Source organism: Streptosporangium album, assembly GCF_014203795.1.
GTDB classification, from domain to species: Bacteria; Actinomycetota; Actinomycetes; order Streptosporangiales; family Streptosporangiaceae; genus Streptosporangium; species Streptosporangium album.
The window spans coordinates 1-10,939 of sequence record NZ_JACHJU010000013.1 but is presented as its reverse complement, the minus strand read 5'-3'; the positions used below and the strand labels follow the sequence as shown (position 1 = coordinate 10,939).

Genomic DNA, 10,939 nt, shown 5'->3' with positions numbered 1-10,939 from the left:
TCGTCGCGACGATGCCGGTGATCGCGATCAGCAGTGCCAGCAGGGGGGAGCCGAAGCGGGCCCGGACGAAGTCGGCCGGCGTCACGAAGCCGTGCACGTGCGAGACCGACCAGAGTCGCAGCAGCACCAGGAACACGATCGGATAGACCACGATCGTGTACGGCACGGCGAAGAAGCCCGTGGCGCCCGCGCCCCAGAGCAGGGCGGGCACGGCCACGAAGGTGTAGGCGGTGTAGAGGTCGCCGCCGACGAGGAACCAGGTGATCCACGCTCCGAAGCTCCGGCCGCCCAGTCCCCACTCGTCCAAGGTGGCCAGGTTGTCCGGGCGGCGCCAGCGCGCGGCCACGAACCCCATGCCACTGACGAGCAGAAACAGCACGGAGAAGACGATGATCTCGGTAAGGTGCTCGCTCACGGGGTCATCGCCTCCGCTTGGTCATCTGGTAGACGATCGTGGTGCAGGTGACGCCGACCGCGATGAAGGCGAGCTGGAGCCAGTAGAACCTCGGGAAACCGAAGATCCGGGGTCCGTCGGCGTTGAAGAGAAATGGCAGCAAAGGTAGGATGATCGGCAGGACCAACAGCCAGTTCCATGGACTGCGATCGCTCCGATCCCTGTCAGGTGTGGTCAACACGGTCTCCTCGAGGTGAAGAGGGGGCAGATCCGCTACAGCTGTCTCGCCAACTGACCGGCAGCGTAATTACATGAGCCTTTCATTTCGATCACCAAGCGCCGAGCGGAGCGGTTGGCGCGGCGAATGGTAGATCGGGTTTCCTCGGGCGGGCAGCATGAGCGCCCGGGCGCTCGGTCCGGACCGAGAACGGCGCCCAGGTTTCCCTGGGCCGTCGCGCGGTTCTCCCCGTCGTCTCCACCCCTGGACGCCGATCAGTCGGCCGGGTGGGCGAGAACGAGGATGACGGCGTCGAGCAGTCGCCGCCAGTCGTGCTCATGAAGGTCGCGACCGAGTGCGTGGGCGACCGCCGCCAACGCGTCCAGCAGCCGGGTGCGGACGGTCTGCGAGTCGTCTCCCAGAAGGGTTTCCAGTCTGCTCACCTCCCGCCGGAAGTAGCGGGTCTGGGCGAACCGTGTGAGTGAGGCCGGCGCGACCGCGCCTGTGTGGCCGGTGCCCGGGCCGCTGAAGGTGACGGTCAACCGTGTGCCGAGTGCGTCGGCGAGCCGATCAAGGGCGGAGACGGTGGGGTTGCCCCGGCCGTTCTCCAGGTTGGCCACATAGGGCATCGACAGTCCGGCGTCGGCGGCGACCGTGGCGACGGTCCTGCCGAGCGCGGCCCTGCGAGATCGGAGGAGCCGACCCAGTTCGACATGATCCATGCGTATATCTTGACAGAATATACGCGGAGCTGTTCTCTCTTAAGAGAATAGTTCAAGGGGGAATCGTGCTGCAGGCACTGCGTGTCCGGGACTTCCGGCTGCTGTGGACGGCCAGGCTGGTCAGCGTGTTCGGCACGTGGCTTCTCGTCGTCGCGGTCCCCGCCCATGTCTACGCCCTGACCGGCTCGCTCCTCGCCACCGGAATGACGCTCGCCGCTGAATACCTGCCGGTTCTGCTGGTGGGGCCGTTCGCCGGCGTGCTGGCCGACCGGTGCGATCGGCGGAGGCTGATGATCGCCACTGACGTCATCCGCGCTGCGGTCATCGCTCTCGTCCTCCTGGCGCGGACCCCGGAGACTCTCTGGATCGTCTACCTGGCGCTGCTCGGGGAGAGCCTCGCGACGGTGCTGTTCAATCCGGCGGCCCAGGCCCACACCCCTTCCGTCGTGGGCAGAGGGCCGCTGCTGACGGGCGCGAACGCCCTCAACGCGCTGACCGGCGGTGTCGTCGGCCTGATGGCCGCTCCCCTCGGAGGTCTGCTGTTCGCGACCTCCGGCATCGGCACGGTCATCGCCGCCGACATCGCCGGTTATCTCGTATCCGCCGCGGCGATCGCGTTCACACGGCCGCGGCCCCGTGAACAGCAGTCCTCCGGACCGGAGCGGCGCGTGCTCCGCGAACTCCGTGACGGGCTGGATTTCGTCCGGCGTTCCCCGGCCCTGCGCGGTCTGATCGCCGCCGGGGGCGTCTACTTCTTTGCGAACGCGGCGCTCACCGCCCTGCTCGTACCGTTCGGGATGGCCCGTCTCGGTGGGAGCACCCAGGTCGGATACCTGCTGTCCGCCCTGGGGTGCGGCTATCTGGTGGGGGCGCCCCTGAGCCGGTGGATCGTCGAACGGGTCACCGCCAGAACGGCGATCGGAGTCGGGCAGGCTCTTGTCGGAGCCGGCTTCCTCGTGATGTTCACTGCCTCTTCGCTGCCTGTCGTCCTGGCCGCCACGGCTCTGACGGGGATCCCGGGGGTCACGGTGGCGGTCGCGCTTCAGACCTGGCGGCAGCGCGCGACACCGGAACCGTTCCTCGGCCGGGTCACCGCCGCCTTTCTGGCCGCCGAGGCCGCGGTCACTCTGGCAGGTTCGCTCGCCGGACCGGCGCTGAGCGACACGGCGAGCCTTTCCGTCGCGCTCAACACGGCGAGCGCGGCCGTCGTCGTCGCGGCCGCCGCCACCTTCTGGCTGATGCCGGGTCTTCCGCCCCTCGATGATCGGCGGCCGGGCCTCCCGCGTGTCCGGCTGTTCATGATCGAGTCTCTCCGGGGGCGCCGCCCAGCATCGCCCGGGTCGCCTCGTCGACGATGTCGCGCATGCTGCGTTCGGCCTCCGCGGCATCTCCCGACTGCACCGCCTGGGCGACCTCCGCGTGCCATCGGATCGCGGCCGGCTCGGGGTGCGCCGGCATCAGGTGATGATGCGTCCGGCCGGTCAGCACCTCGGTGACCACGCCGATGAGCGAGGCCAGCATCTCGTTGCCGGAAGCCTCAAGCAATGTGCGGTGGAAGAGGACGTCCGCGGCCAGGTAGGCCTCCAGGTCTCCGGACCTGCCGTGCACGGCCATCTGCATGACGGCGCCGGTCAGCACGCCGCACTGCTCGGGGGTCGCATGCTGTGCGGCGAGGGCCGCGGCCACCGGCTCGATGCCGTGGCGCAGTTCGCCGAGTGACCTGAGCTGCCTGTCGCGCTCCTGTCCGGCGAGCCGCCACCGGATGATCCGCGGGTCGAACAGGTTCCACTCCGCGCGCGCGGCCACGGTGACGCCGACGCGACGGCGGCTGCTCACCAGCCCCATCGACTCCAGGACGCGGATCGTCTCGCGGATCACCGAGCGGGACACCCCGAAACGGACCTCCAGCTCCTCGATCTTCAGCACCTGACCGGCGTTGAGGTCGTTCGAGGCGATCAGCATGCCGAGCTTGTCGAGGACGCTGTGATGCAGGCCCCAATTGGTCTGGTCATTGTCTCCCACGCCGACCAATCCTTGCATGTCCTCCCACAGGCCCGTCCGGCGCATGTCAAAGATATGATTTATTGAAGTTAACTCTTGATTACATATGACTAACCATGTCAGGCTTTCGCAAAGCTCGACACGAGAGGCTTTCCGATGGATCCCGATCAAAACCCGGCAGAATCGATCTCTGCCGCTCCGCTGCTCGTCGTCATGGGCGTGACGGGTTCAGGTAAGACCACCGTGGGCGCCGCTCTCGGGCAGCGGTTGCGCGTGCCGTACGCGGACGCCGACGACTTCCACAGCGAGGCCAACGTCGCCAAGATGTCAGCCGGCATCCCGCTCGACGACGGTGACCGCCTGCCCTGGCTGGAGGCGATCGGTTCCTGGCTCGCCGAGCACGTCGTCACCGGGGGCGTGGTGAGCTGTTCCGCCCTCAAGCGTGCCTACCGTGACGTCCTGCGGCGGTCGGCGCCCACGGTGAGTTTCGTCCATCTCGACGGCGCGGAAGAGGTCGTGCGCCGTCGGGTGGCCGGCAGGCCGGGACACTTCATGCCGGCTTCGCTGGTCGCTTCGCAGTTCGAGACCCTGGAGCCTCTCGGGCCGGACGAGCACGGGGTCGTCCTCGATCTCGGCCTGCCGGTCGACGATCTCGTGGAGGCCTACCTGGCCTCGGCGCCGCCTCTCCGGACGCGGTCCCACCCCCCAACCCCCACCGGTCCGGAACCCGGTTCCGGAAACCGGACAGAACAAGGAGAGTGACGTGAGCACCGTCCTGATCACACTCGCCGCCCCCGACGCGATCCCACCCGGCCGGCTGATCCCCGCAGCGCTCGTCGGCATCGCGCTGATCGTCCTGCTGATCACCTACTTCAGGCTGCATCCGTTCCTGAGCCTGACGCTGGGCTCGCTGGCGGTCGGGGCCGTCGCGGGCCTGCCGATGGCCGACACCATCGACAGCTTCACCAAGGGGTTCGGCAGTACGGCGGCCGGGGTCGGCACGCTCATCGCGCTCGGGGCCATGTTCGGCAAACTGCTCGCCGATTCCGGCGGAGCCGACGAGATCGTCGACACGATCGTCGGCCGGTCGAGCCCTCGCTCCCTGCCCTGGGCGATGGCCGCGGTAGGCGCGCTGATCGGCCTGCCGATGTTCTTCGAGATCGGCCTCGTCCTGCTGATGCCGGTCATCTTCCTGGTCGCACGCCGCTCCGGGCTGTCCCTGGTCCGCGTGGGGATCCCCGCGCTGGCGGGCCTGTCGGTGATGCACGGGCTCGTGCCTCCCCACCCCGGACCCCTGGTCGCCATTGACGCGCTGAAGGCCGACCTTGGGGTCACTCTGGCTCTCGGCGTGCTCGTCGCCCTCCCGACGGTGGCCATCGCCGGGCCGCTGTTCTCCAAGTACGCCGCCCGATGGGTGGACGTGCCCGCCCCGGAACTCTTCGACACCAGGCAGGAGACGGAAGGGGCCCGGCGGCCGTCGTTCGGCGTCACCCTGGCCACCGTGCTGCTGCCGGTCGTGCTGATGATGGGCAAGGCCCTCGCCGACATCTTCGCCGCCGAGGGTAACGCCGCCCGCACCGTGCTCGACTTCCTCGGCACGCCGCTGGTCGCCCTGCTGATCGCTGTCATCGTCGCGATGTTCACCCTCGGCCGTGGCGCCGCCATGGACAAGAAGGCACTCGCGAAGTCCCTGGAGCGGTCGCTGCCGCCGATCGCGGGGATCCTGCTGATCGTGTCCGCCGGCGGTGGCTTCAAGCAGACGCTGGTCGACACCGGAATCGGCAACCTCATCGCCGGCTGGGTGGAGAACAGCGGGATCTCCGTGCTGCTGCTGGCCTGGCTGGTCGCCGTGCTGATCCGGCTCGCCACGGGATCGGCCACCGTCGCGACCGTCACCGCCTCCGGAATCCTGGCCCCGCTGGTCACCAACCTCGACACGGGGCAGACCTCGCTGCTCGTCCTGGCCATCGGCGCCGGTTCGCTGTTCTTCTCCCATGTCAACGACGCGGGTTTCTGGCTGGTCAAGGAGTACTTCGGGCTCACCGTCGGTCAGAACATCAAAACCTGGTCCGTGATGGAGACGATCATCTCGGTGACCGGCCTGGTGCTGGTCCTCCTGCTGAGCCTGGTCGTCTAAGGCCGCTCTTCGCCGCCGTGGCGGTGCGGGACCCGCACCGCCGCTTTCCTCGTCGGCATCGTCCTCATGCAGAACACGCTGAAGGGAAAGATCGCCCTGGTCGCCGGAGCGACACGGGGCACGGGAGGGGCGATCGCGATGGCGCTACGTCGTGGAGGTCCAGGACAGGGGCAGACCCGCCGACGCGACCGGGTATCGCTGACCGCACGCCCGCGGGGGCCTCAGTCCCGGCCATAGAGGCCGTGCAGCGTCGCGGCGGCCCCCGCCATGCGGGCGCGCAGCTCGGGCGGGCCGAGGACTTCGGCTTCCGGGCCGAACCGGAGGAGCTGATCGTAGGCGACGTCCAGGGACTCGACGGACAGTGACACCGTGATCCACCCCTGGCCGTCGGGCTCTCCGGCCGACGCCAGCGCGTCATCGAGTGCCGCGGGGTCGGCGACGCGGGGCAGCCGGCGACAGCCGATGGGGCTCAGCCGTACCGTGACGCACGTGGTGAGGAGCGACCGGGCGAACTCGGCTGCGCGCTCGCCCCAGAACGCCGCCAGATCGAAGTCGTGGTCCCGGGCGAAGCGCCGGTCGGAGTGGATCTCGACCTCGGTGAAGCGGTCCACCCGGTAGATCGCGGAACGGGTCGCCAGATACCAGACACCGGCCTTGAGCACGAGTCCGTACGGCTCCAGCGTCCGTTCCGCCCCGCGGTAGAGAGCGGTGACCGGGTGGTCGCCCCACACGGCCCTGGCCAGCGGCGCCAGCGGCTCGGGCACCGCTCTCCCGCCTACGAACCAGCCGGGGCGTCGAGGTGGAAGCGTTGCGCGGCGGTCACGGGCGCGTCGCGCACGCCGGGCGAGAGCGCGGCCGAGACCTTCAGCCTCGCGGTGGCCGCCACCTGGCCCAACCCCATCTCGCGCAGGGCCTCCGGAACGCCGGACAGGAACAGCGCCTCGGCTTCCGCCCTGTCCAGCCCCGTGAGGCGGGTGCGGTATCCCTCCAGCAGGCGGTACCCCCCGCTCCGGCCACGATCGGCGTAGATCGGCACCCCGGCCTGCCCCAGAGCCAGCACATCCCGGTGTACGGTCCGCTCGGAGACCTCCAGTTCCCGCGAGAGCTCCGCGGCGGTCATGCCTCCCCGCGTCTGGAGCAGCAGCACAATCGACATCAACCTGGCCGCACGCATCCGTCGACCCTAGCCCGACCGCTCCGTGACCGATCGTCCGAGGACGCAAGATGGCGGAGAGTCGCCGCCGCCGGTCACGTTGCATGATCACGGTTGTCGCCGGTAGTGTTTGCACCATGCGACACCAGGACGCCCTTCAGTGGTGGCGCCGCTTCTAGGCGGCGCAGGTTTCGCATTCGCGAGCAGACAGACGGCCGCCCAGACAGGCGGCCTTTTCTGTGTCCGTCCCCTCTGGGCATAAAGTAAATCAAAAGGGGCGAGGCTGTAGTGGAGACGAGCGGATATACCACTGCCGGTGGCATCGACGTCGAGGTCACGGTGTCCGATGTGCCTGAGACGGTGCTCGAGGACGTCGTCACGACGCTTGGTGAGCGCCGGGGAGGCGTGCTCTCCTCCGGGATGGAGTACCCCGGCCGCTACAGCCGGTGGCATCTGGCCTATGTCGACCCCTGCCTGGAGATCGTGGCCAGGGGGCGCAGGATCGCCGCCCGCGCGCTGAACGCGCGGGGCAGGGTCGTGCTGCCGGCCGTCACGTCCTGCCTGCTCGCCGCGGGCAAGCCCACCGGGGAGCCGACCGCCGACCATGTCGAGGTCTACGTCGCCGAGTCAGAGGAGATCCTCCCCGAGGAGATGCGCAGCCGCCGCCCCACGGTCTTCACCGCGATCCGCGAGGTCATCGCCGCGTTCAGCGGTGAGGACGGGCACCTGGGGCTGTACGGTTCCTTCGGATACGACCTGGCCTTCCAGTTCGAGCCGATCCGGCAGGCCCTGGCCCGGGCCGCCGACCAGCGCGACCTCGTGCTGCACCTGCCCGACCGGGTGATGGTGATCGACCGCAAGCGGGAGACCAGCAAGGAATACCGCTACGAGTTCACCGTGGACGGTGCCTCCACGCACGGCCTCGTCCGCGAAGGGGAGAGCGTCCCGCTCCCCGCCGCCCCCACCGAGCTGCCCGCCGATCCCAAGAAGGGCACCTACGCGCAGGTCGTCGCCGCGGCCAAGGAGAAGTTCGTCCGCGGTGATCTGTTCGAGGTCGTCCCCGGCCAGGTTTTCCACGCCCCCTGCACCGACCCGGCCGCCTTCTACCGTGGACTGCGCAAGGTCAACCCCGCGCCGTACGAGTTCCTGTTCAACCTCGGCGAGGGCGAGCACCTGGTCGGCGCCTCCCCGGAGATGTACGTCCGGGTCAGCGGCGACCGCGTCGAGACCTGCCCCATCTCCGGCACCATCGCCCGTGGCGGCAACCCGATCGAGGACGCCGAGGCGATCCGCACCCTCCTGTCCAGTGTGAAGGAGGAGTCGGAGCTGACCATGTGCACCGATGTGGACCGCAACGACAAGTCCCGCATCTGCGTGCCGGGCACCGTCCAGGTCATCGGGCGACGCCAGATCGAGATGTACTCCCGGCTGATCCACACGGTCGACCACATCGAGGGCCGCCTGCGGCCGGAGTTCGACGCGCTGGACGCCTTCCTCACCCACATGTGGGCCGTCACCGTCACCGGTGCCCCCAAGACCTGGGCGATGCAGTTCATCGAGGACCACGAGGCCACCACCAGACGCTGGTACGGCGGAGCGGTCGGTTACATCGGGTTCGACGGCTCCATGAACACCGGCCTGACCCTGCGCACAGCACAGATCCGTGGTGGCGTCGCCACCGTCAGGGCGGGGGCCACGCTGCTGTTCGACTCCGACCCCGAAGCCGAGGAGCGGGAGACCGAGCTCAAGGCCAGCGCCCTGCTCGGTGCTCTGGCGGCGGTCGGCGCCGCGCCGCAGGAGCAGGCCACGCCGCAGACGGCCCGTGAGCAGCCGGGCGAGGGTATGAAGGTGCTGCTCGTCGACCACGAGGACTCCTTCGTCAACACCCTGGCCGACTACTTCCGCCAGCAGGGCGCGGAGGTCGTCACGCTCAGACACGGCTTCCCCGCGGAGATGATCGACGAGGTCGCGCCGTCGCTCGTGGTGCTGTCACCCGGCCCCGGCTGGCCGTCGGACTTCGGCCTGGCGGGGCTGGTCGGAGCGCTCTACGAGCGTGATCTGCCGGTGTTCGGCGTCTGCCTGGGTCTCCAGGGCATGGTCGAGCAGGCGGGCGGAACACTTGAGCTGCTGTCCTACCCCGAGCACGGCAAGCGCGGCCAAGTGCGACGGATCGGTGCCAGTGCGCTGCTGGACGGGCTTCCGGAGGAGTTCACCGCCGCCCGCTATCACTCCCTTCACGCCAAGCAGCCGGGAGTCACCGGATTCACCGCCACCGCCCTCACCCCTGACGGCGCGGTGATGGCGATCGAGGACGTGGCCAGAAAACGTTTCGCGGTGCAGTTCCACCCCGAGTCGATCCTCACCGCCGAGGGCGGTGCCGGAGCGAAGATCATCGCCAATGTTCTCCGGCTCTGCCGTACTCCTGTGTAAGGCACACAAAGGCACACCCGGCAGCCGTGGGGTGCCATCGATCCGAGACCGTGGGCGGACCGGCTGGGCCCGCCCGCGGCTGTGTGAGGAACCGAGCCGAGACCGCAGGAGATCGCCCTCCGCCGCGCCACGCCGTGTGGCGGCGGGTGCCGCCGAGAGCGGCGCTAGGCTTGCCTCCATCCCATTCCTGTCACCGGAAGGTCTCCGCATGGACCCAAGCCAGCCGCGCTTTCTCGACGACGTCACCGTCGAACTGGTCAAACACAGCGCTTCGGACTCCGATGTGCTCTGGGCGGCGCGAGTGTCGACCGCGGGGGAGCAGTCTCTGGAGGAGCTCCACAGAGACCCCGAGCGGTCCAAGGGGTTGATCAATTTTCTGATGCGCGACCGGCACGGCAGCCCTTTCGAGCACAACTCGATGACCTTCTTCGTCAGCGCTCCGATCTTCGTCTTCCGCGAGTTCCACCGTCACCGGGTCGGCTGGTCATACAACGAGGAGAGCGGGAGATATCGCGAGCTTCAGCCCAATTTTTACATTCCGGGCACAGAGCGGAAGCTGATCCAGGAGGGCCGTCCCGGGAAGTACGTCTTCGTCGAGGGCAGCGAGGAGCAGCACAAACTGGTGAGCGAGGCGATGGAGGCGGCCTACCGGCAGTCCTACGCCGCCTACCAGGAGATGCTGGAGGCCGGGATCGCCCGGGAGGTGGCCAGGGCCGTGCTGCCCGTCGGTCTGTTCTCCTCGATGTACGCCACGTGCAACGCTCGCTCGCTGATGCACTTCCTGTCCCTGCGCACCAAGAACGAGCAGGCCAAGGTGCCCTCGTTCCCGCAGAGGGAGATCGAGATGGTGGCGGAGAAGATGGAGGCCGCCTGGGCCGGACTCATGCCCATCACTCACGCCGCCTTCGTGGCGAACGGCCGCGCCGCCCCCTGATGAAGTCGACGGCGCCCGGCACGGGTGGGCGTCTGCCGGATCGGCGACCGTGAAGACGCGGATCTCGGTCACGTCGCCCACCCGATGTCGGAGCGTGCCGGGCAGTACGGACGTCATGAGCGTGACGGGTCCGGCCGCCGGCTCAGAGCAGTGCGGCGCGCACGGTCAGCACGTCCGGCAGGTGCCGGGCGACGGGGAACCAGCTCTCCCCGTCGTCGCGGGAGCCGTACACCTCGCCGTCACGGGTGCCGAAGAAGATCCCCGCGCTCGAGGCGTGCATCGCGTCGCGCAGCACGGCGGCGTGGACCGGGTCCTCGGGAAGGCCTGTGGCCAGGGCCTTCCACGACTCGCCCGCCTCGTCGCTGCGGAAGACCCGGCAGCGGTGGTCGACGGGCGTGCGGTCGATGTCGGCCTGGAGCGGGAAGACGTACAGCGTGTCGGGCCGGTCGGGGTGCACGGCCAGCGCGAAGCCGAAGTCGGAGGGGAGAGAGTCGCCGACGGAGGTCCAGGAGCCGCCGAAGTCGTCGCTGCGGTAGACGCCGAAGTGGTGCTGGAGGAAGAGCCGCTCCGGCCGGGACGGATGCATGTCGACCTTGTGCACGCACTGCCCGAACTCGGGGTACTGCGATCCCTCGGGGAGGAACGGGGCGCGGATCCCCTTGTTGGCGGCCTCCCAGGAGGCTCCGCCGTCGCTGCTGCGGTAGAAGCCGCCGGAGGAGACCGCGATCGCCATGGTCTTCGGATCGCTCGGATGCGGCAGCACGGTATGCAGGCAGAGCCCGCCGAAGCCGGGCTGCCACTGGGCCCGGTGCGGATGGTTCCACAGACCCTCCACCAGGGAGAAGGTGGCACCGCGGTCTTCGGAGCGGAACAGCGCCCCCGGCTCGACGCCGGCCCAGACCACGTCCGGTTCCGACGGGGAGGGCTGGAGCTGCCAGACGCGGGTGAGCG

Annotated in this window: 10 protein-coding genes and 2 pseudogenes; 5 read left to right on the top strand and 7 right to left on the bottom strand. The window is 69.0% G+C overall.

What is annotated here, in order from left to right:
- From FHR32_RS42705 to FHR32_RS42695, 3 genes and pseudogenes are all read right to left on the bottom strand, one after another.
- Window positions 1-415: pseudogene (locus tag FHR32_RS42705) on the bottom strand (sodium:solute symporter); the annotation flags it as partial.
- 4 nt (window positions 416-419) lie between these two features.
- Window positions 420-635: a DUF3311 domain-containing protein gene (locus tag FHR32_RS45670; protein ID WP_312882965.1), complete on the bottom strand. Its 216-nt coding sequence runs from the start codon at window positions 633-635 to the stop codon at window positions 420-422.
- Window positions 636-886: 251 nt separating this feature from the next.
- Complete coding sequence (locus tag FHR32_RS42695; RefSeq protein ID WP_184760275.1) at window positions 887-1,333, bottom strand: helix-turn-helix domain-containing protein; 447 nt, start codon at window positions 1,331-1,333, stop codon at window positions 887-889.
- 65 nt (window positions 1,334-1,398) lie between these two features.
- Here FHR32_RS42695 and FHR32_RS45665 point away from each other — a divergent pair.
- Window positions 1,399-2,574, top strand: a pseudogene (locus FHR32_RS45665) (MFS transporter); the annotation flags it as partial.
- A 55-nt stretch (window positions 2,575-2,629) separates the two neighbouring features.
- Here the strand turns inward: FHR32_RS45665 and FHR32_RS42690 are convergent.
- Window positions 2,630-3,355: a FadR/GntR family transcriptional regulator gene (locus FHR32_RS42690; RefSeq protein WP_312882964.1), complete on the bottom strand. Its 726-nt coding sequence runs from the start codon at window positions 3,353-3,355 to the stop codon at window positions 2,630-2,632.
- 135 nt (window positions 3,356-3,490) lie between these two features.
- Here FHR32_RS42690 and FHR32_RS42685 point away from each other — a divergent pair, with 135 nt between their 5' ends.
- Window positions 3,491-4,096, top strand: a complete 606-nt coding sequence (locus FHR32_RS42685; RefSeq protein ID WP_221466980.1) for a gluconokinase — start codon at window positions 3,491-3,493, stop codon at window positions 4,094-4,096.
- A 1-nt stretch (window position 4,097) separates the two neighbouring features.
- On the top strand, window positions 4,098-5,471 hold the full coding sequence (locus FHR32_RS42680; RefSeq protein ID WP_184760274.1) for a GntP family permease: 1,374 nt from the start codon (window positions 4,098-4,100) through the stop codon (window positions 5,469-5,471).
- A gap of 221 nt (window positions 5,472-5,692) precedes the next feature.
- Here the strand turns inward: FHR32_RS42680 and FHR32_RS47070 are convergent, their stop codons facing one another.
- Window positions 5,693-6,235 (bottom strand): WYL domain-containing protein, encoded by a 543-nt coding sequence (locus tag FHR32_RS47070; protein ID WP_312882963.1) that lies wholly within the window; start codon window positions 6,233-6,235, stop codon window positions 5,693-5,695.
- 11 nt (window positions 6,236-6,246) lie between these two features.
- The gene (locus tag FHR32_RS47065; protein ID WP_312882962.1) at window positions 6,247-6,645 is read right to left on the bottom strand and encodes a helix-turn-helix transcriptional regulator; all 399 of its coding nucleotides are present in this window, start codon (window positions 6,643-6,645) and stop codon (window positions 6,247-6,249) included.
- A 267-nt stretch (window positions 6,646-6,912) separates the two neighbouring features.
- Here FHR32_RS47065 and FHR32_RS42670 point away from each other — a divergent pair, with 267 nt between their 5' ends.
- Together FHR32_RS42670 and thyX are read left to right on the top strand one after the other, a co-directional pair.
- A complete protein-coding gene (locus FHR32_RS42670) occupies window positions 6,913-9,054 on the top strand; it encodes an anthranilate synthase component I (protein WP_184760273.1) in 2,142 nt (713 codons plus the stop codon).
- A gap of 208 nt (window positions 9,055-9,262) precedes the next feature.
- Window positions 9,263-9,988, top strand: a complete 726-nt coding sequence (gene thyX, locus FHR32_RS42665) for an FAD-dependent thymidylate synthase (protein ID WP_184760272.1) — start codon at window positions 9,263-9,265, stop codon at window positions 9,986-9,988.
- A 142-nt stretch (window positions 9,989-10,130) separates the two neighbouring features.
- Here thyX and FHR32_RS42660 read toward each other — a convergent pair.
- Window positions 10,131-10,939: WD40/YVTN/BNR-like repeat-containing protein (locus tag FHR32_RS42660; protein WP_184760271.1), on the bottom strand; the 809-nt coding region annotated here is incomplete at its 5' end.